This is a genomic window from Segetibacter sp., assembly GCF_025963695.1.
In the GTDB taxonomy this organism is placed as follows: Bacteria; Bacteroidota; Bacteroidia; order Chitinophagales; family Chitinophagaceae; genus Segetibacter.
Genome location: NZ_JAOQAH010000086.1, coordinates 1 through 21,758, shown reverse-complemented (window position 1 = coordinate 21,758; position 21,758 = coordinate 1). Strand labels below are relative to the sequence as shown.

Annotated in this window: 18 protein-coding genes; 9 read left to right on the top strand and 9 right to left on the bottom strand. The window is 39.0% G+C overall.

Features of this window, described 5'->3' with window-relative positions; genetic code table 11:
- Nucleotides 1-58: 58 nt before the first annotated feature.
- Nucleotides 59-442, bottom strand: a complete 384-nt coding sequence (locus JWR87_RS15210; protein ID WP_297821632.1) for a hypothetical protein — start codon at nt 440-442, stop codon at nt 59-61.
- Nucleotides 443-543: 101 nt separating this feature from the next.
- On the bottom strand, nt 544-801 hold the full coding sequence (locus JWR87_RS15205) for a hypothetical protein (RefSeq protein WP_297821630.1): 258 nt from the start codon (nt 799-801) through the stop codon (nt 544-546).
- Nucleotides 802-1,260: 459 nt separating this feature from the next.
- Between JWR87_RS15205 and JWR87_RS15200 the strand changes: the two genes are divergently transcribed.
- Nucleotides 1,261-3,690, top strand: coding sequence for a PAS domain-containing protein (locus JWR87_RS15200; RefSeq protein ID WP_297821628.1), 2,430 nt, complete (start codon nt 1,261-1,263; stop codon nt 3,688-3,690).
- A 349-nt stretch (nt 3,691-4,039) separates the two neighbouring features.
- Nucleotides 4,040-5,500 carry a glycoside hydrolase family 130 protein gene (locus tag JWR87_RS15195; RefSeq protein WP_297821625.1) on the top strand — a complete coding sequence of 487 codons (1,461 nt, stop codon included), beginning with the start codon at nt 4,040-4,042 and terminating at the stop codon, nt 5,498-5,500.
- Between the two features lie 371 nt (nt 5,501-5,871).
- On the opposite strand, the gene JWR87_RS15190 is transcribed toward JWR87_RS15195, so the two are convergent.
- Genes JWR87_RS15190 through JWR87_RS15175 form a run of 4 tightly spaced genes read right to left on the bottom strand, consistent with a single transcriptional unit; the run spans nt 5,872 to nt 9,404 of the window.
- The gene (locus tag JWR87_RS15190; RefSeq protein ID WP_297821623.1) at nt 5,872-6,891 is read right to left on the bottom strand and encodes a glycosyltransferase family 4 protein; all 1,020 of its coding nucleotides are present in this window, start codon (nt 6,889-6,891) and stop codon (nt 5,872-5,874) included.
- Nucleotides 6,888-7,973: a glycosyltransferase gene (locus tag JWR87_RS15185; RefSeq protein ID WP_297821621.1), complete on the bottom strand. Its 1,086-nt coding sequence runs from the start codon at nt 7,971-7,973 to the stop codon at nt 6,888-6,890. The genes JWR87_RS15190 and JWR87_RS15185 overlap by 4 nt, the downstream gene beginning before the upstream one ends.
- A gap of 53 nt (nt 7,974-8,026) precedes the next feature.
- The gene (locus tag JWR87_RS15180; protein ID WP_297821618.1) at nt 8,027-8,191 is read right to left on the bottom strand and encodes a hypothetical protein; all 165 of its coding nucleotides are present in this window, start codon (nt 8,189-8,191) and stop codon (nt 8,027-8,029) included.
- Nucleotides 8,192-8,201: 10 nt separating this feature from the next.
- Nucleotides 8,202-9,404: a glycosyltransferase gene (locus tag JWR87_RS15175; protein WP_297821616.1), complete on the bottom strand. Its 1,203-nt coding sequence runs from the start codon at nt 9,402-9,404 to the stop codon at nt 8,202-8,204.
- 661 nt (nt 9,405-10,065) lie between these two features.
- Here JWR87_RS15175 and JWR87_RS15170 point away from each other — a divergent pair.
- Together JWR87_RS15170 and JWR87_RS15165 are read left to right on the top strand one after the other, a co-directional pair.
- Nucleotides 10,066-11,007: a DUF808 domain-containing protein gene (locus JWR87_RS15170; RefSeq protein WP_297821614.1), complete on the top strand. Its 942-nt coding sequence runs from the start codon at nt 10,066-10,068 to the stop codon at nt 11,005-11,007.
- A gap of 342 nt (nt 11,008-11,349) precedes the next feature.
- Entirely contained in the window at nt 11,350-11,766 is a 417-nt protein-coding gene (locus tag JWR87_RS15165) for a DUF2809 domain-containing protein (protein ID WP_297821612.1), read from the top strand.
- Nucleotides 11,767-11,973: 207 nt separating this feature from the next.
- Here JWR87_RS15165 and JWR87_RS15160 read toward each other — a convergent pair whose 3' ends face one another.
- Together JWR87_RS15160 and JWR87_RS15155 are read right to left on the bottom strand one after the other, a co-directional pair.
- A complete protein-coding gene (locus JWR87_RS15160; protein WP_147204981.1) occupies nt 11,974-12,222 on the bottom strand; it encodes a type B 50S ribosomal protein L31 in 249 nt (82 codons plus the stop codon).
- Between the two features lie 141 nt (nt 12,223-12,363).
- Nucleotides 12,364-12,855, bottom strand: coding sequence for a YajQ family cyclic di-GMP-binding protein (locus JWR87_RS15155; RefSeq protein ID WP_297821607.1), 492 nt, complete (start codon nt 12,853-12,855; stop codon nt 12,364-12,366).
- Between the two features lie 464 nt (nt 12,856-13,319).
- Between JWR87_RS15155 and JWR87_RS15150 the strand changes: the two genes are divergently transcribed.
- The 5 genes from JWR87_RS15150 (at nt 13,320) to JWR87_RS15130 (ending at nt 21,176) form a co-directional block, all read left to right on the top strand.
- The gene (locus tag JWR87_RS15150; RefSeq protein ID WP_297821605.1) at nt 13,320-16,700 is read left to right on the top strand and encodes a SusC/RagA family TonB-linked outer membrane protein; all 3,381 of its coding nucleotides are present in this window, start codon (nt 13,320-13,322) and stop codon (nt 16,698-16,700) included.
- A gap of 9 nt (nt 16,701-16,709) precedes the next feature.
- Entirely contained in the window at nt 16,710-18,164 is a 1,455-nt protein-coding gene (locus JWR87_RS15145) for a RagB/SusD family nutrient uptake outer membrane protein (RefSeq protein WP_297821603.1), read from the top strand.
- A gap of 19 nt (nt 18,165-18,183) precedes the next feature.
- Nucleotides 18,184-19,101 (top strand): substrate import-associated zinc metallohydrolase lipoprotein, encoded by a 918-nt coding sequence (locus JWR87_RS15140; RefSeq protein WP_297821601.1) that lies wholly within the window; start codon nt 18,184-18,186, stop codon nt 19,099-19,101.
- A gap of 21 nt (nt 19,102-19,122) precedes the next feature.
- Nucleotides 19,123-20,433, top strand: coding sequence for a DUF4302 domain-containing protein (locus JWR87_RS15135; protein WP_297821599.1), 1,311 nt, complete (start codon nt 19,123-19,125; stop codon nt 20,431-20,433).
- A gap of 158 nt (nt 20,434-20,591) precedes the next feature.
- Complete coding sequence (locus tag JWR87_RS15130; protein ID WP_297821597.1) at nt 20,592-21,176, top strand: hypothetical protein; 585 nt, start codon at nt 20,592-20,594, stop codon at nt 21,174-21,176.
- Nucleotides 21,177-21,282: 106 nt separating this feature from the next.
- Here the strand turns inward: JWR87_RS15130 and JWR87_RS15125 are convergent, their stop codons facing one another.
- The gene (locus JWR87_RS15125) at nt 21,283-21,723 is read right to left on the bottom strand and encodes a DUF3276 family protein (RefSeq protein WP_297821595.1); all 441 of its coding nucleotides are present in this window, start codon (nt 21,721-21,723) and stop codon (nt 21,283-21,285) included.
- Nucleotides 21,724-21,758 lie beyond the last annotated feature (35 nt).

Below are 21,758 nucleotides of genomic sequence, written 5' to 3'. Positions count from 1 at the left end.
AATTAGAAACAGGTATGGGGGCATTGCTGCCATACCTGTTTTTAATTAACAGGCTCAACTATTTTGTTTCCTTCATCCGTACACCTTTACCCTCGAACATTCCTAACAAACTTGCAGTTACGTGGTCTTCGTCTTTTTTATTTATAGCCAGATTTACATCGTAATCCTGCGCAGTGAAGTAAACAGTGACTGTAGTTGGCGTTTCTTCTACCCTGGTAATCTTTGCGATTTCTTTGCTGGTAGAGTCTAAAATAGTACCGGTTAATTTACCATCCTTACGTTGTAAATCAACTATGAGGCGCGGATCGCCTTGAGGAAGTCCTTCCATTAGCAGATCCCACTTAGCTACAAAATAATCTTTTGCTGGTGCTGTCTGTGCGGGGGCGTTAAATGATAGAAGTAGTAAGAATAGCCCTGCAAATAATGCTGTTAACTTTTTCATGATCCTGATTGTTTTTTTGTTTTTTATTAAAAATTCAAAAGCCGATAATAATTATAAGACGGATAGCAAATAATTAATGACCGTAATAATAACCTTTGCACCTATGTTAGGGTCGTTGTTTTCTTAAATGCTTTCACCCCTCCAGCGGCTTTAATATCTTCGACATGAGTATCTAACTCATCCGCTCCTTTCGCTGTGCAAAACCCTCTGATGGTTAGTCCAATGGTATTAAAAAAGATACCCCATGCCTGCTGCTCGAAAACCTTAAATTGTTCATGCTTACTAATAGCGTTATATAAAACATATATCCCCTCCATCACAACTTCGGCGTTTATATTCCTAATAAACCCTTCCTGCATTCCTTTTCGGAGGGCTTAGATGAATAAAGATTAAAAATTAATGTAAAAAAGCGGTATCATTTTTATGGTAATAACTATTATTCTTCCACCGTAAAAATTATTTTTAGCTTTTTCTTACTTCATAAAGTACTGTTTCGGTTTCTTTTTCCCTAAGTAAAAGGCTGTCTGCAACAGCAACTAAACCCTTTTGAACTGCTGGCACGGATATCGACCAGGATTATAACGAGTACATTATTCGATTGAAAAAGACGTACGGTTAGCGTTGAGATAATTTACGAAATGTACACGGGTGTGACACAACGATGTTTAATTGAAACTCTGTGGCTGGCTACATCAAAAACAAAAGTTCGAAGGATTACCCTTGAAAGAGTGGAACACCAGAAAGTCAAAAACACATTTTACAACAATGTCGGATAGAAATGGTTATATAAGTTTACCTGCTTAAAAACCCGTAGTAGTTTGAATATTTTACCCTCTGAACATAATATTCTTCCTAAGGATGAAGAAAAACGATTAACTGCGTTACGGCGCTATGAAATCCTTGATACTTCTGTTGAAGAGTCATTTAATAATATTGCTAAAATAATGACCCATGTTTTTAAAACACCCATTGCCCTTGTATCTCTTGTAGATGAGGACAAAGTGTTTTTTAAAGGCAACATCGGAATGCCGGGTGTAAAATATACGGACCGAAGTGTAAGTCTTTGTTCCTTCGCCATTCTTTCACCTGCGCCCACTATTTTTTCTGACCCCAAAAATGAGCCTTGTCTACTGGCAAATCCTCTGGTTCACGGCGATTTTGGTTTGCGCTTTTATGCGGGGGCTCCTTTGATAACTTTAGACGGACACAATATTGGTTCTGTTTGTATTGTTGACAAGGAGCAAAGAATATTTACAGCCTTAGAAGAAGAATTGTTGGTTCGTTTTTCAAAGATGGTAATGAATGAATTGGAGTTTAGGCTGGCAGTTGCAAAACAAGAAAAAATTGAAGGTCAACTGGAAGCTGCAAATAAAGAACTAAGATTTGTTACTGACACCATGCCCCAGCTTGTTTGGGCTACAGATGGCGATGGCAATGCCTATTTTTTTAATGAAAGATGGAATGGTTATACAGGGTTACATCTTGATGAGCTTGCTGGAAGAGGATGGCTACGAACACTTCATCCAAACGACATAGAAAAAACGGTTAGAGCCTGGGCACTCGCAGTTGAGACAGGTGTTGGTTACGAGTTAGAATACCGGGTTAAAAGACATGACGGTGCTTATCGCTGGTTTTTAGCACGTGGTACTGCAATGAAAAATGAATCTGGAAAAATTATAAAATGGTATGGCACTACCACCGACGTTCATGACCAGAAAAAAGCGGAAGAAGATATCATTGAAACCAATGAAAGATTTGACTTGGTGGCAAAGGCTACGCAAGACTGTATTTGGGACTGGGATCTGAAAACAAACCTGATTTGGTGGAACGAAGGCTTTAAGGAGTTGTTTGGTTACAAGGACGAAGACATTGAACCAACTATAGACTCATGGTATAAGCGTGTTCACCCCGATGATAAAGAACGGGTAGTAGAAAATATTCATCAGGTGATAAAAGGCGGTAAAAACTGGTCAGAAGAATATCGATTTTTAAAGAAAGATAAAAGTTATGCTACTGTTTTTGATCGCGGTTATGCGTTACATAATGAAGAAGGGGTGGCTATTAGAATGTTAGGGTCGATGCAAGATATTACCAGTAGAAAGGTGGCAGAAGATGCCCTTAAAGAAAGTGAAGCAAGAACGCGTTTAGCTGTTGCGTCTGCGGCTATGGGCACCTTTGAAATTGATGTTGATAAACAAACCATAATACATAGCCGTAGAGCTGCCGAAATATTTGGTTTAGATCCAGATAAAAGTTGGAGTTACAAAAATTTTTTAGATGCAGTTATTGAAGAGGATCAGGCAATTCGGGAAAAAGCTCATGCTATCGCAAGGGAAACAGGAAGTTTGCTGTACGAAGCACGGTTAAAATTGCCTGACCGTACCATTCGGTGGATCCGGTTAAACGGAACGCTGATCAGTCAGCAAGGCAATAATTATTTAATAGGAACTGCGCTTGATATTACGGAAGAAAAAGAAGCTGCTTCTTTACTGGAAAGAAAAATTGAGGAAAGAACAACTGAACTGAAGATAGCAAACGAGCAGCTTAAGCAATTCTCTTATGCTGCTTCTCACGATCTGCAAGAACCTTTACGCAAAATTCATTTCTTTACCGAAAGGTTAATGAACGGATTAGGAACAGAGATTAGCGAAATTAACCAACGTTATGCAGGTAAGATTAGCCAGGCAGTTAGCCGTATGAGCAACTTAATTAATGATTTGCTCGATTACTCTAATTCTACTTTAGGCAATACAAGCGCTATTGATGTTGACCTTAACAAAGTAGTAGAAGAGGTAATGGAAGATATGGAGGCAACCATTATAGAAACAAATGCAGTAATCAAAAAAGAGGATTTACCTGTAATAAAAGGCGATCCACGACAAATGAAGCAGTTGTTTCAAAACCTGATTAGCAATGGAATAAAGTACCATAAAAAAGAAATTGCGCCCCTTATACAACTAAGTTCAAGGAAAATAATTGGGGCGCGTTATGCAGACCGAATTCCAGCTAATTTCACTGATAAATTTTTTCATCAAATCGAGGTTTCAGATAACGGCATTGGAATAGCGGAAGAGCATTTACATCAGATCTTCGGCATCTTTAAAAGGTTACACGGCAAAGCCGAGTATGAAGGAACCGGCTTAGGACTAGCCATCGTACAAAAAGTAGTAGATAATCATCAGGGACAAGTATGGGTTGAAAGTACTGTTGGAGTCGGAGCTACTTTTAACGTTGTTTTTCCCGCATAATTTCGCTTTTGCTAATTCATTAAAGGAGTAAGCACTCCCGTCGCTGTCTAAAGCTGCCAGTTGTGTCGCCCGGCATGCACCTCCTTTACCATTAATTACGTTAAATGCATTCCTACCGCCAACGCCTTTTCACCTGTTGCAATAGGCCTATTGCAAATGAGACTACAGATAATGTGTTTTACGGAAAGCACTGGAAGAAATGCAGCACATTCGGCCTGGTGCTTAAACAATAGCCAATGTTAGCTATAGTAGCGTATTTCCAGTTCTGGCAAAAAACTGGTATTCCTTTATATAAACAGGTTAGAGATGTTATTAGCATACCTTCGTCAGCTATCCCAAGTAAACAAAAATGCCAGTATCTGTTACAAGAATTAACTCAAGAATTAATCCAGATTATAAGAAAGTAATTCCAAGATTTTTCAACACAGGCGATGTACGTGCCAGAACACTTATCGAAAGAATACTGCACATGCAGGAAGATGAGGCAAGTAATTTATTGCACGAGGTTTTAAATGAATTCTCGTTACGATACAAAAATATAAAGACAATTTTTACAAGGCATTTCGAACTAATAAACTACTTAATAACAGAAGAGGAACTAATTATCTTATCTGAAGAAAAAAAGCAGATTATTGGTTCCTATTTTACTATGGAGTATTCTATTGAAGCAGCCGCTTTGTTCAATCCTTCAATAGTAGAAGATCCCGATCAACGTGGGGCAGGGATCGGACAAAAAAAAGTAATTATAAGTTTTAGGGCCACCGGCGAAAGTCACATTTCTTCCATCGTTTTCAAACAAGCGTTGTTGGATGAAAATGCAATGATACACCTTGAACCATCCGGCAGGTTTATAAGGGAGGGGGTTATGACGCAGCAAAAAAAAGACAGCAAATCTGATTTTAAAAATTTATTAGATCGGATAAGTCTGCCTGAAAATTTGGGTACTGCTATTTTAAACGAATTGAAAGATCAGTTTTCTTACAAAGAAATTGAGCATGTTTTAGAAAATGCTTTGCTAACAATAGAAGCTCCTTTTGAAAAAAAGAAGATACGGTTCGACATTTTAGGCAGGGTGAATACAAACTATGAATTGCATTTTTCAACTGACTCACTCATTTCAGAACGTGTTATTTTTCCTGTAACACGTACCGAAAAGAACGGAATTGAGGATGCGAGATTTGTACGATTTATTGAAGATGACGGCTCAGCTACATACATTGCCACATACACTGCTTATGATGGTTCTTTTATTTTACCCCAATTAATTATAACTACCGATTTCTGTCATTTTAAAATTGCTCCACTTCACGGAAAAGCTGCTATAAACAAAAACCTTGCATTATTTCCCCGCAAAATTAACGGGCAATATGTAATGCTTTCGCGCATTGATAACATCAATAATTATATCATGTTCTCCGATGACATCTTTGTGTGGGAAGAAGCAACTCTATTGCAACAGCCAAAATTTCCGTGGGAGTTCGTGCAGATCGGAAATGCCGGTTCGCCAATTGAAACTGAAAAAGGTTGGCTTGTAATAACACATGGAGTGGGGCCTATGCGTAAATATTGCCTCGGTGCAAGTTTGTTTGATCTTGATAATCCTACCAGGGAGCTTGGCCGTTTGAAAGAACCAATGTTGGTACCCAACGAAGATGAAAGAGATGGGTATGTACCAAACGTTGTTTACTCCTGCGGCTCTATAATACATGGTAATAAATTATTTATACCTTATGCTGTATCTGATCATGCCTCATCTTTTGCAACCGTTTCGCTTAGCGAGTTGTTAGATGAGATTTTGAAGAGCAATTAACAATAAGTCGTTTTTTTGGTAACCGGCAACAGCATTTCTGTTAAGCATTGTTGCGTCGCACACTTGTACTTTTAGTGCCCAGAAGACGCTTAAAGAGTAGAAGGAAAAGTATTAACCCATATTTAATAATTCTGTACCATTTTATAATGGCATTCCATCCTGTTGAAACCTGCATAAAATAATCCAAACCGTTTCGTCTTTTACCTCTTAATTTCTAAGAAAAGAAATTCTGCAGCCTATTGTTTGAAAACCACCGCATATTTTTCGCTTTTTCAATATATTCCAACTGTTTCAAGCACGCTGAAAATAGATTTGCGGTACAAGTGAGTGACACAACCAGGATGCCACAAGCACAAATGCTTGTAACAAAATTAAAAATTACTCGCGTTCGTTACCACCTGCTCATACAATTTCATATAACTTAATGCCATCGTATCACTGCTAAATTTCTCCATAGCGTGATCGCGGCATTCAGACCTTTTTATACCCGCGGTCTTTTTAACTGCAACAACTGCTTCTTCAATGTTATCTACCAAAAACCCGGTTTTACCGTCAACAATCAATTCTTTCATCGAGCCCCTTTTAAAGGCAATTACAGGGGTACCACACATCATCGCTTCAGCTACGCTTAGCCCAAATGGTTCTTCAAAATCAATGGGATGTAATAGTGCAATTGCATCTCCCAGTAATCGATTGCGCTGTTCGGGCCCTGCATTACCCAAATAAATGACAGAGGATTCATTAAGATATGGAGCTACTTTTTCATCAAAGTATGATTGCTCTTGTATAAGCCCGCAAAGGATAAGTTTTTTATTTGATTGAATGGCTATCTGAATAGCTTCATACGCTCCTTTTTGTGGATGTATTCTGCCAAAGTATAAAAGAAAATCACCCTTTCCCTGCCCGAACTCAAACTGTTGCTCGTTTAAGCCGTTATAAACAGTACCCAGGTATTTCAGGTCGGGATGCCTGTCGCTATCGCTGATAGAAACATACGAAGTGCGTGCGTTATATTTCTTATAAACAGGAACAATTTGTTCTGAAGAAAAACCATGTATAGTTGTTATAACCGGAGTACGGATTAAACCTGTATAAGTAAGGGGAAGAAAATCGAAGTGATTGTGAATGATATCAAACTTTTCGGCTTGTTCCATTACATTAGAAATGTGCAGGCATTCAACAACTTTCGCATCCCCGGGAAATTCACCTAATGGCTTTTGCCTTATAGATTGCAGTTTTGCCTGCGTAACAGAGTCTCCTGTTGCAAACAACGTTACATCTACCCCTTGCTTTACCAATCCTTCTGTTAATACAGAAGCTACCTGTTCCCATGGGCCATAGTTACGGGGCGGAGTACGCCAGGTAACAGGAGCTAAAATGGCTACTCTCATTCTGCAATTGCCGCTGCTACTACCATATGTGAAATCCAGTATGCCAAAGTGCTTTCTGCGCCCTGGTTTAGGTTAATGCCTTCGCTATGTAACCCATCGGCGCATCCGCCAGTGCTAGGGTCGTACAAAGCCACTCCAAGATCGTTGGTACCAAGAAACCATAAATAACTTTGATACATACGGCTTAAGTACTTTTTGTTTCGGGTAATTCTAAAAGCCTGCTGATAAAAAAGAACCATCGCCATTGCATCAATACCCTGTTGATCAAATCTTGCTGCAGCACTTCCGCGCCTGAGCCAACCCTGGTTTCCGATTGGGCTTAACACCCCATAATGAAATACTTTTGACTCTAAAAAACACATAGCCTCTAAAGCAATATTCAAATAGTTTTCATCGCTCGAAACCTCGTACGCATTTAATAAAGCAAGGGGTAATATAGCGTTGTCATAAGTAAGAACTGGTTCAAACCAATGCCATTTACTGTCCTTGTTTGCTTCATACATGCCAACCATTTTGTCGGCAAGTTTTATCACAAGGTCTCTTTTCACGTCATCAGGGTAATTGTATTTAATATACTGGCAAACGCCAACAATTGAATTAGCAATGCCACGTATAGAAACAAGCTGGTCTATATGTCTATATGCTTTCGCAAAAATATCGGCGCCTGTTTTACTAAGCAGGTGAGAAGGAGCTTCATTAACAAGAAATCCAAGCGCCATAATGGTGCGGCCGAAAGAATCCTCCGAGCCACGTTCTTCATAAGCTTCTTTAGTATAACTCATAAAATTCTTAAACTCGCCATTCTCAGTCTGCATGTAGTGAATAAAGCTTAAGTAAACCTGTAGAAGTGGTAAGACACTCGAATGTTGTTTATCCTTACACGCCCATACAGCCAGCAATAAGGCCCTTGCATTATCATCTATACAATATCCCTCTTTGCGGTTTGGTATATTGAATATGGCGTGTTGTATAATACCGGTATCATCTGTAAGACTTTTGATGTGAGAAAAATTAAACTGTGGCAGGTCTTTATTCTTAAGAACACGCGGGTTTGAGTGAACTAATACCTCTGCTGTTTCCATAAATTTTGTTTTAATATTTATTGCAATATTGTAATTGACTTAAGAGTCGCCTCTTAACTCATGTTTTTTATTTGGTAACCGACATCAATTCTTTGTGCACCTCCGGTTGTGTCACTCACTTGTACAATTATTTTAAATTCGTCAATGGAAGTATAAAAAGCCGGCTTACCTGCCCCAACAATGTTTATAGCACTACCTATGCCCACCCATAAAAGCAATCACTACTTTTTAGTTTACGTATTGAGTAGTTAACTCCGGCGTAAATAAGGGTACTTCCAAAATGTTTAGAAATAAATTCGAATGCTTTTGACCTACTTTTTCCCAGGTAGTATTCCTTGTTTTTAGAAAGGCATTATTACTCATTTCTTTTTTTAGCTCCGGGTCTTCAAGAATCCTGATTGCATTCTCGGCTAATTCATGATCCTTACCCGGCGTTAAAATAACGCCTGTTCTATCATCCAGCATTTCCTTAGCCAAAACAAACGAGTTTGAAATAATCGGGCAACCTGCGCTCATTGCATATAAGAACGTACCACTAACTGCCTGGTTGGGATCTTTTGAAGTAAAAAGGTATATATCTGTCAACGTTAAATATTCCATCAGTTTCTTTGTAGGAACATATTCATTTATCAGTCTTACGTTTTCTTCCAGGCCATTATCAACTATTAACTGTTGCAAATAGTCGCGGTATTTTTCACCTTCCTCCTCTAATAAGTTAGGATGAGTTTGCCCCAAAACAATATACACAGCATCAGGAAAACTTGCACTGATTTTCCTCATAGCTAAAATGCCCTTTTCAATTCCTTTATTAGGGCTCAGTAAGCCAAATGTGGTAAGCACATGTTTGTTGTCGAGATTGTATTTAAGTTTTAACTCCTCACTATCTCTTGTGCTGTTTGCATGTGTTCCGTGCGGTATAATGATTATTTTATCCGAACCTAGCTGATAGTCTTCCTTCAATATTCTCGCGGCGTTTTTAGTCATCACGATCACTCTGTCGGCAAGCATTCCTATTGACTGAACGATGTGTAACATTTTTACAGAAGGAGAAGGAAGTACCGTATGAAAACGAATGATGAAAGGTTTTTCAATCAACGATAAAAAGCCAAGTAAATATTCACCCAGCTCACCACCAAATAAACCAAATTCATGTTCTATGCAAAGAAGCTTTATAGTAGGGTCTTTGTTGATTTTTTTAGCGGTTTCAAGACACGAATCCAATAAATGTCCGTCCATCACCATAGTAACGGGCGACTCGTATAAATCGGCATTCTTTTTCTTATCCAGAGCGCAAATATTAATAACCATTTCTTCCGCTATTTCGTTGGTAATGGCATTTACCAAATCGTGCGTAAAGCTCGCAATTCCACATTTACGAGGAGGGAAAGTACTTATAAAGAGAATCTTAGATTGCAGAACAGATGCAGCCATAACTTGAAATTTATTAATGAGTTAAAAAGAGTAAAAGCATAGGCAGATGATCTACGACCTATACGATTAGAAATTCTCAGTCTGTTTGCAAAGCAGAATTATAGAGAAAGTAAAAATTGTTTACAAGCAGATATAAACAGGACTATTATGATATGGCAAAACAACCTCGAAAGCAACTAAAGGTAGCCTATTTAAGTGGGGATAATGACAAAAGTTTAGTGAAGCTTATTCTGCGCTTGTTACAAAATACCTTTATGCTTAATATTAGGACTGCAGGTTTTAGTAGTTTAATCGGTCAAAAAGTCGCTTTCAAATGCTATTACGATAAAGATTTAAACAAGCCTTTTCGGAATACCATTAATATTAATAACATTCTGTACCAAGCATGATACGAATATTGCTGACCCTGGTATTGTTAGGCTTTATTCTTTTGTACCCGACTGTAGAAATTCTAATAACCCAATGTTGCGTCGCACACTTTTACTCTTGTGCTTGCTTCATCAGGTACGCCCGTTCCCTTAAGTCTACACACATGCTTAATCAGTTGTTGGCAGAACGAAGTTTGTTAATTAAAAAGCTGCGCTTAACTTGCTGCCGGCAAAAAGGGAGAAAAAATGCCTAGCAGTTTTAAAACGAACATTAAGTAGCAAACTATTGAAATATGGCTTCAGGATTTTTTGCTTTATTAGATGACATTTCAGCTTTGGTAAAAGCAAGCGCAGCCAGTCTGGATGATGTGCCTGCCATGGTAACAAAAACTACCGGAAAAGTGTCGGGCATTGTCATCGACGATACCGCCGTTACACCTAAGTATGTTGTGGGCCTCGACCCATCGCGGGAACTTTCGATTATTTACCGTATCGCTAAAAAATCGTTGGTAAATAAACTGCTTATCCTAAGCCCGGCGGCCTTGTTGCTGGGATACTTTGCCCCCTGGGCTATTACTCCAGTTTTAATGTTAGGCGGTGCTTATTTATGTTTTGAAGGCTACGAAAAGGTGCATGCTATGTTTAGCAAACACCCTACAGTACCCACCCAAAGTGACGCGGCAATAACCATTACACCAGAGGAACTGGAAAAAGAACGTGTTACAGGTGCCGTGCGGACTGATATCATTTTGTCTGCAGAAATTATGGCCATTGCTTACAGTCAGGTAGTTGGCCAGGCGCTGCTAAACCAGGTTTTGGTGATGCTGGCCGTGGCTGTTTTTATTACAGTGGCAGTGTATGGGTTTGTTGGCCTCATTGTAAAAGCAGACGATATCGGATCACACCTGGCGCGTGATAAATTTCACCCGGCTCTTCAAAAATTTGGCCGCGGCATTGTAAAGTTTATGCCGCACTTCCTGGGAATTCTAAGTTATGTGGGTACGGCAGCCATGCTTTGGGTCGGTGCCGAAATAATTGCCCATGGCATTCCGTTTACCAGTCATCTACTGCATGACCTAGAAGAAGCTTTAGCCCATATACCGGCATTGGCCTGGCTTGCCAAGGTACTGGTCTGTGCTATTGGCGGACTGTTGGTAGGTTTTATTGTAGAAAAAATCGTGGTGCTGCTAAAAAAGGTTTTCGGCAATAAAAATGCAAGGGGGACTCACATGTAAGCAGCATAGGCATTCACCTCCTACATCTTTATCTAGTTTGAGAGGGTATTGCCCACCTTTGCAAGCAACATTCTATTTCAACACAACGCTTTCATTCCTTAGCTTCAAAAACATCTTCCGCTCTATCGTTATGTCACTTGTTGCTGCTTGCAAAAAAGTGCCTATTGTTTACCACCAAGCACTACCAGGAATAAGAAAACCCCTTTCTAACTTCGGCAGTTATCGCTTATTTAGGTAACAGAGCGCGATGCTTTTTAGGAAACAGAGCAGGGCGAGTCGGCTTCGTTCTAATAACTCTCATGCAAACGTTGCTGAAGGTAGCAACACGACAAAAACAGAACTGTGACAAAAAATAAGCGGTGTCTTTACTTTTTACTTATCATAATTACTATACCGCTTGGTCTTGGTACCCGCTCAACCCATGCTACCCTACCAGCAATATTAGCAACTTATGGAGGAGATATCTTGTCGGCAACCTGCATCTTTTTTGGTGTTCGTTTTCTTGCACCCGGTAAACCTTTATGGCAAGTTGCAATAGCTGCTTACTTCATTTGTATATGTATAGAAACGCTTCAACTGTTCCAGGCACCCTGGATTCAAACAGTCAGGCATACTTATCCCTTTGGTCTTCTTTTAGGATATGGTTTTTTGTGGAGCGACTTAGTCTGTTATGCGGTGGGAGCTGTAGTTGCGGTCGTGATGGCTAATCTGTTGGAGAAATTATTCTTTGGAATAAAAAGAGATGAAAATGATGTATAGTTCAAAAAAAATTAAGCCGAATTATAGCTGTCGTTCTCTAAGAGGTAAGATTAGATGAATAAAGATATAGAGTACAAGTGAGTGACACAACAATGTTGAAACAGGTTATAAGCCTTGTTCTACAAATATTTTTATAATGTTTTGATAGTGGTATAAAAAACTAAACCCCTCGATGAGAGGGGCTCGCTTTATAATTTTAAAACCAAATTACTTCTTTGCGTAACGCTTTTTGAACTTATCAATACGACCTGCAGTATCTACAAGCATGTTTTTACCAGTATAGAAGGGGTGAGAAGTGTTAGAGATCTCTAATTTTATAACGGGGTATTCGTTACCATCTTCCCATTGTACTGTTTCTTTTGAGTTGGCTGTAGAACGGCTTAAAAAGCTGTGACCGTTACTCATATCTTTAAAAACTACTAACCGATAATTTGCGGGATGAAGACCTTGTTTCATAATAATGTATTGATATTTAAAAGCCGTTGTTTTTCGCTGGGTTTATAGCGGCTGCATTTCTTAATTTCGACGTGCAAAATTATGTGTTTACTACTTCTCCTCCAAAAGAAATTAGAAGTAAGACAAACATTTTACGGTTCTTTAAGATTTCATGTTTACGTACTGAAGCGCAATTCCAAAATTACTGTTTTTGCACAGAGAGATTACATCCTGCAGCTCGTCGATCTTTTTTGCTGTAACCCTTATAACATCATCCATTATTTGTGACTGTACTTTCAATCCGCTGTCTTTTATAGCTTTCACGATCTTTTTTGCATCTTCCTGTTTAATTCCATTTCTTACCGGAACCTCTTTTCTTACCACCTTTCCACTAGGGGAATGTTCGTTGCTAAAATCAAAAGCTTCTGGAGAAATGCCCTGTTTCATGCTTCGGCTAAGAATTACATCTGTTATCTGAGTCAGTTTCATTTCACTCTCAGCTTCAAGGTCAATCTTGTAATCTTTTTTATTTAATTCTATTTTAACCGGGCTCCCCTTAAAATCGAAGCGATTCTCAATTTCTTTCTTTACGGTATTAATAGCATTATCTAATGTCTGCAAATCAACTTTGCTGGTAATGTCGAATGATGGCATAAATCGGTTTTTGCAAAGATAAATTTTACGATGAATAGTTCAACGAAGAATTGTTGCATTACATCCTAGCATTATCAAATTAACAAGGTAGAAGCAGCATATTGTGTGCTCATCTTTTCCTATTATAATGTCTTTTATTTCTGCGGGAGTTTTAAAAGGAAAAGATCGAAATTCAGGAGTTTCAATTGTAAAAATTTAGTTATATCAATTAAGTTAATAACTGCGGTTGGCACTTATTACAGTATTCAAACATTTATTGACCGCTTTTGACAATTAAAAGAATATTTTAAAGGAGGCCATTTCTCATTTTGACATATTTTCGGAAAAAAATAGTATTATAGAACGGTGGAATATCGTTTCTCCATCTCTCTTGATAGCCTTAGCCCTTTTACTAATAATACAGCATAAGGGGCATTTTAAACAAGACTTATACAAACAATAAGAAAGAAACAAATAAAAAGATTATGACAAAAAATGCGTTCGCATTTTCCAACAACTATGTACTAATCGTTAAAAAGCTACTACCTGTTGTTAGTTTGACATTTTTACTTATCTCAATTGGGATGACATTAAGCGCTCAAAGTAATACGGTAAGGGGAAAGATTACAGACTCACTCGATATGCCGATACAAGGAGTTTCTATTGTAGAGAAAGGAACTAAAAATGGCACGAGTTCAAATGCAGCTGGTGAGTTTCAATTAAATGGGGTTACTGAAAGAGCTACGCTGGTAGTCAGTTTTGTTGGCCTGGCAACACAGGAAGTAAGACTTGCATCAGGACAAAGATCAATTAACATTAGTATGAAACCAGACCTGGGTATGTTGCAGGACGTTGTTGTAACCGGGTTTCAAAGAATTGACAAAAAACGATTCACAGGATCTGCCGTTACATTAAAAGCCGAAGATGTAAAAATTGAAGGTGTTATAGATGTGAGCCGTATGCTTGAAGGGCGGGCAGCTGGTGTATCTGTTCAAAATGTTTCAAGCACTTTTGGCAGTGCTCCTAAAGTACGGGTGCGAGGTGCGACATCTATCAATGGAGAAAACAAACCTTTATGGGTGGTGGATGGAGTTGTATTAGAAGACATTGTCAATATATCTAATGAACAATTGTCGAGTGGTGATCCTACAACTTTATTAGGTTCGTCCGTTGCTGGCATTAACGCAAACGATATAGAAACTTTTGATATTTTAAAAGACGCCGCTGCCACTGCCCTGTACGGTGCAAGAGCAATGAACGGGGTTGTGGTAATTACTACTAAAAAAGGTCGTGCTGGCAAGCCTACTGTTAATTACACCGGCAACTACAGTACTCAACTTAAACCCCGGTACAGTAACTATAACATCATGAATTCCGCACAACAAATGTCTGTGTTGGGTGAGTTGGAACGCAAAGGAATTTTGCAACCTGACATTCTTAGCAGGGCAGATTATGGAGTTTATGGAAAAATGTTTGATCTGATTAATACTCCTGATGCTTATGGCGTTTTTCTATTGGCAAATACTACAGAAGCCAAATCAGCCTTTCTTAAAAAGTATGCAACAGCCAACACTGACTGGTTTGACGTTTTGTTCAAGAATTCTTTAACCCAGGAGCATTCGCTTAGTATTTCATCCGGTACAGACAGGTCGCAAAGCTTTTTTTCAACAAGCTTTTATAATGACAATGGTTGGACTATTGCTGATAAAGTAAAAAGATACACGTTAAACTTCCGTAATAATTATAACTTTTCTGACAGATTATCTACAGGTTTTATGACTGTAGGTTCTGTACGTCAACAAAGAGCACCCGGGGCATTAGGCCGGGTAAGCAACCCTGTTTCCGGACAGTTTGATAGAGACTTCGATATCAACCCTTTTAGCTATGGGCTTAATACGAGCAGAACAATGACTGCATTTGACGAAAGAGGTAATGAGGAATATTTCAGGAGAAATTTTGCTCCGTTTAACATCGTTAACGAGTTAAAGAATAATTACCTTGATATAAATGTGATAGACTTAAAGTTGCAAGGCGAATTGGGGTATAAATTCAACCAGCACCTTCGTTACGAGTTTATTGGTGCACTTCGCTATGTAAAATCTTCACGTGAACATCAGATTACCGAAAACGCCAACATGGCGCAGGCCTACAGGGCGAACGGAAATGCAACCATTGCTGCAGCTAACAAGTTTTTATATACAGACCCTGACAATCCATCTGCTCCTCCCGTTGTTGTATTGCCTTACGGCGGATTTTATAATCGGACGGAAGACCAGTTATTAAATTTTGATGTTAGGAATAGTTTGAATTATACCAATACTTTTAATGACAAGCATAATGTAAACATTCTTGTTGGCCAGCAGATTAAATATGCCGACCGACAAAATTTCTCTAATACCGGTTATGGATATCAATACGAAAACGGCGGCATACCATTCGTTGACTATCGCCTTCTAAAACAAACTATAGAAAGTAGTTTTCCTTATTATGGAATGAGTAAAGAGTACGACCGCTTTGCCGCCTTTTATCTCAACTCTCAGTACACTTTTAATAAGAGATATAATTTCTATGGTACTGTCAGGTATGATGGTTCCAACAGGTTAGGTTCTTCCCCGAAAGCTCGCTGGCTGCCAACATGGAGTTTTGGAGGTGCATGGAATATTGAAGAGGAAGAATTTATGGAAACCCTTACTGCGATAGACTTCCTTAAACTGAGAGGTAGTTATGGTCTGACTGCCAGTCTTGGGCCGGCAACAAATTCAAACACAGTTTTAAGAAGCCTTACTACTAACAGAACATTTCCGACAGAAAGAGAATCAGTTATAAGGCTCGCAAATCTTGAAAACGCTGATCTTACCTGGGAAAAAAACTACCAAACCAATATAGGCCTGGATGGGGGACTATTTAAAGGCAGGCTTAACTTCAGTTTTGATATTTATCAGAGAAATAGTTTTGATCTCATCAGCATTATTAAAACAGCTGGTATTGGCGGTGAAGCACTTAAAGCAGCTAACTATGCAGATATGACTTCAAGAGGTGCCGAAGCATTAATCGGAGGAAGTATTATTCGTAAAAAGAATTGGGGTTGGCGAACCAACTTTACAATAGGCTACAATGAAACCAAGATAACAAACGTAAAAAATATACCGCTAATTTTTGACCTTGTTAAAGCGGAAGGCGGCAACACCCAGGGGTACCCCGTTAACAGTTTGTTTTCAATTAATTTTAAAGGCCTGGACCATATTACCGGTGTGCCCCAATTTGTAAACGAAAAAGGCGAGGTTAGTTCAAATGTTTACTTGCAGGATCAAAACACCTCAAATCTTGTTTATGCCGGACCTGTCGATCCAACCTTAACAGGAGGTCTATCTAACACTTTTAACTACAAAGCTTTTTCACTCAATGTATTTGTTACCTACCAGGCTGGAAATAAAATAAGACTTTATCCGTCCTTCAGAACAGCATATACCGACTTTGACGCCATGCCTAAAGAATTTAACGACAGGTGGGTGATGCCTGGAGATGAAAAACTAACAAACGTACCCTCTATTGTAGATGCTTTTCAACGGTATGTGTTAGGTGGAAGCGGCGGATACCCTTACAACAACTATAATTATTCTACAGTAAGAATAGCTGACGGAGGTTTTGTGAGATTAAAGACAGTATCTCTCACTTATAATGTAACTAAGAAAACCCTGGATAGAATAGGCTTTAAATCGCTCGCGGTTACGGCCGTGGCTGCAAACCCATGGCTGATCTATTCTGATCCTACATTGAAAGGACAGGATCCGGAATTTTTTAATTCAGGGGGAGTTGCCCAACCGATTCAAAAGCAATTTACACTTTCACTAAAAGTTGGTCTTTAAACTAGTAGCATGAAAAACATTTTTTTATATATTTCCTGTTTAGTTGTACTGACTTTGTCCGCGTGCAATAAATACCTGGATAAAGAACCAGACAACAGGGCAAAGTTAAATAGCCCCGAAAAGGTTTCTCAATTGCTGGGAACAGCCTATCCGCAGTTCAATTACCAGCCTATTGCAGAAACCATGTCTGACAATGTTACTGATATAGGCAATGGTCAAACCGACAACACCATTCACGATCTCTATTTCTACATTGATACGAAAGAAAATCAACAGGATTCTCCTGAAGGCTACTGGTACGCCTGTTACAGCGCAATAGCAGCAGCAAACTTAGCGTTGGAAACAATTAATAAAGCTCCCGATCCTAATACATTTAGAAACCAAAAAGGCGAGGCTTTACTTGCAAGAGCATATGCACATTTTATGCTTGTAAATTTCTTTTCTAAGTTTTATGATGTAGCAACAGCTTCCTCTGACCCCGGTATCCCTTATGTAACGGAGCCAGAAACCGTAGTCATCAAACAATATGAAAGAAAGACAGTACAATATGTGTACGATATGGTTGAAAAAGACATCCTAGAAGGTCTTCCATTAATAGAAGATAAAGCCTACAATGTTCCAAAGTATCATTTTAACCGTTCTGCTGCCAATGCTTTTGCCACAAGATTTTACTTGTTTAAGAAGGATTATAACAAAACTATTCAGTATGCTAATCTGTCTATTCCGGGTAATAACTACCTGCCTTATTTAAGGGGTTGGAATAGCTCTTATCAAAACATTACAGATGTAACTGAACTTTTTAAAATTTACGCTAAATCAACAGAGCCTGCTAACCTGCTCTTAGTGGAGACCCAATCATTATGGTCTCGCAATTACTACAATGTGCGCTACGGTGTTAGTGAGGAAAAACAAAGCCAGATTTTTCCAAGACCTGATCCTTTAACCGGTGGCACTTTTGCTTATAAGTTATATTCTGCCTACGAAGGCACACATTCCCTGGTACCTAAAATTGATGAATATTTTGTAAAGGTTTCGGTTAATGCAAACATTGGAGATCCATATGTAATGGTTCCACTTTTTACAGCAGAGGAAGTATTGTTTAACCAGGCAGAGGCCTATGCCTCTACTGGAAATGTAGCCGGAGCTTTAGCTAATTTGAATGCTTATGCCAGCACCCGTATAAACAATTATTCGGCTTCTAATAACATTACAGAGTCAAGAATAAGATCTGCTTTTGGAGCGAATGATATCAGAGCCGGCTTAATTGCAGCCATTTTATATTACAAAAGAGCGGAATTCGTTCACGAAGGAATGCGTTGGTTCGACATTTTAAGATATAAAATACCTGTCGTTCATCCCACCAGAGAAGGACAAGTTATCACACTTACCCGCGATGATCCCCGTAGGGTGTTACAACTTCCGCAATCAACAACACTTGCAGGTTTAGCACCTAATCCCCGGTAAGTTTATAAACACAATTATTATGAAGATTATAAAAGTTGCTTTTTTCTTATTTTCATTAGCCATTCTTGCCTCTTCCTGTAAGAAAGAAGCTGCACCAGGCAGTGTCGATAATATTCCTGGACTTGGCGGTGATAGCTGGGTTAGCGGTCAAATAGATAAATATATTCTTGATACCCTTACCGTTCCATATAACATCTCGGTTAAGTATAAGTGGGACCAGTTTGAGATAAACAATTTTCTTGACAAAACCCTTGTTCCTCCGAAAGAAGAACAAATTATCCCGGTAATGAGGGCAATAAAGAAGGTATGGATAAATACATATGTAGCTGAAGGCGGCGACCTTTTCTTTAAAAGGATCAGCCCAAAATTTATGATTTTGGTTGGTAGCCCCATTTATATAAGAGGGGCAATAGTCGAAGGTTTTGCAGAAGGGGGGCGAAAAGTAGTGCTCAGCAACATCAATAACTTTCGCATTAAAGGTATGCCCGGCTACTCAGTTGCTGACAATGGGGTTGTATTAAGAATGTTTCACGTAATACACCATGAATATGCCCACATACTTGACCAGAGCATCAAAGTTCCTATAGATTTTAGCGCATCCAGCGCAAGTTCTTACACATCTGATTGGTTAAACATTTCTGATCGTGACGCTCTCTACGACGGTTTCATAACTCCTTACGCACAATCCAGTAAAGAAGAAGATTGGGCCGAAATGGTTTCATTGATGTTAGTAAACGGCAAACCATGGTTCGATGATCTCGTTAACTCTATCAACTATACAGGTACTACAGCCAATGGTACTACCGCAGAAAAAGCCAAAGCAAGATTAAGACAAAAGGAAGCCGTTGTCATCAACTACTTCAAACAGGCATGGAATATAAATTTTTACAGTCTGCAATTAAGAACGAAAGCTGAAATTAATGCGCTTCTATTTTGATCAAAACCGGTTAAATAATAAATGAAAAAACTACTTATAATAATTGTTTCCGCAGTTACTTTATTTTCTTCCTGCAAAAAGGATGATGAAAGTATTTTTAGTAAGCCGCCTGACGAGAGGCTCAATGATGCCCTCAATGCATACCAAACCCAACTAGCAGGTGCGACCAATGGCTGGAAGGGTTTAATATATCCAAAAGGAGGAGGTATTTACACTTTCTATTTTAAATTCAATAACTCCAACCGCGTGCAGATGCTATCAAGCTTTGACTCAGCTTCTGCCGTTAATATTAAAGAAAGCAGTTATCGCCTCAAAGCTATCCAGCAACCTAGTCTTTTGTTTGACACCTACTCTTATCTGCATGTTCTTGCCGATCCAAATCCCAACGTGAACGGAGGGCCGGTAGGCGCAGGCTTACAATCTGATTTTGAATATTATTTCGACTCAAGTTCTGCAGACACAATCAATCTGGTTGGAAGGTTTAATGGAAGTAAGGCTGTATTGGTAAAAGCAACACAAGCGGAGGCTGCTGCTTTTACAAGTGGACAATTAGCAAATGGATTATTAATAAATAAAATTCAGACATACTATAAAAGGTTAACAATAGGATCAGCTTCAGTAGATTTTAATTTTGACCCAGCCACACGAACCATAAAATGGACCGATGTTAACGGAAATCTTTTAGACTCTTCACGAATGACGGATTACTTTTTAGTGTTAGGAGGTATTGGTTTTACCAAACCGATTACGGTAGGAAATCTAAGAATATCACAAATTACTAATCTAAGCTTTTCGACAAGTACCCAGGTTATCGATGCTACAGTTAATAATGCAGCAGCAACCATTACAGAAGTTATGGTGCCTCTAAAAGTCGATCTTAACGCTCCTTTCCGTTGGTGGAATTACGCCGCGGTTAGCGACGACTATTGGTATTCCTTTAACGGCTTTCATGCAAATGGAGTCGAAGACGCGTTTGGGGTCAACAAGTTGGTAAGTAGCGGTAACCTTCCCTATTTCTTTTTAATCTATTACCCAAAGTATGGAACTACTAACGATCTTTTTGCGCCTGTTTTTTTAGACGAGGCAACCAATTCTCTTAACGTTGATTATGGTTCAGCGCCAAGGATACCGACCTTTACTTCCGATGGACGCGCACTGTTTAGAGAACTGGGTGAATATGGCACTTACCCTACAACAGGTGCAGCTGCAGCTTCGAGGCAGGTACTTTACAATTCAGCTGGATTTTATTTAGTCCAAACAAGCGAATCAAGTTATGATATGGTGGGTGCCAGAGACGGCAAATCGTGGATCTCCTGGTACAGCAGCAAATAATAGTTAAGCGTTTTATGCAGCACCTTTATAGCTGTATTATTAATTCCGAAAGAATTCTTAGAAGTGCATTTTTTATTCTAAAGTTTACCTAAATTGTTCTTGTACAATCCCTAATATTAATAGAAAGCTTTAACAAAAATTAAAAAGTCAAAACACTCATGAAACAAAAAATCCTCACTATCCAATGCTCTTTATTTTTAGCCATTGCGTTATTATTCGCATCATGTGCTAAAGAGGGTCCTGCTGGTGCAGCTGGCCCCGCTGGTCCGGCTGGTCCCACAGGTGCTGCGGGAGCACCCGGTGTCCCAGGTTCACCCGGTTCACCAGGTACCGCTAATGTAATTTATTCCGCCTGGTTAAATGTCACTTTCGCTGGTACCGATAGTCTTGGATATGAGGCTACAATTCCAGCTCCACAGCTGGTAGATTCTATCTTGAACAGAGGGGAAATGAGAGTGTACTGTAACCTAGGGAGTGACTCTACCAGGAGCCAATATGTCGTACCGCTTCCATTATTCGATCTTTTTCTTTTTGGAGGCCTTGTAACAACCAACCCGTATTTCACTAACCAGGAGATTTCGCTAATATCGAACGCCAACCTTAGTTCACGAAGAATAAGAAATTTTAATTATTTACAGTATCGCTATATTCTAATTCCTGGAGGCAAGGCTGCCCGTTTGGCTAGTGGCATTAACTGGGATAATTACGATGAGGTAAAAAAATACCTTCGTTTACCAGACTAGAAAAGCATCTTTTATAAAGGACATAAAAAAGCAGGCATCGAAAAATGCCTGCTTTTTTTTATTAGTATAAAAACGATTAATCAGTTAAAAATGCTTACCAACTGTTCTACCATTTATCAACTTCCTCAGTACTATGATTTGAAGATGGAACGGAGACAGATGCTACTACCTCGCTTAATTCAGTTGGCATAGTTGGTATAGCCACCTCTTCAACTTCAACAGCAGTGGCTTCAACTACTCCCCCATTTTCTTCGTAATTGTCGTGGTTAAAAGCATCAAAATCAAAATCAGGCATTAGGTCCGTTTTCACATAATCTACAGCTTCATTTAATGCTTTGGTAAACTTATTAAAATCTTCTTTGTACAGAAAAATTTTATGCCTGTCGTAACCATTGTCGTTAAACCTTTTACGGCTTTCTGTAATGGTTAAAAAATAATCATTGCTACGGGTAGCCCTTACATCAAAAAAATAAGTTCTTCTTTTTCCCGCACGGATTCTTTTGCTGTAAACACTTTCAATTTTTTGTTCGTTGCTTTCGTACGCCACAGTAGGTTGGTTTTTTTGTTAAGACTTCATTAAAA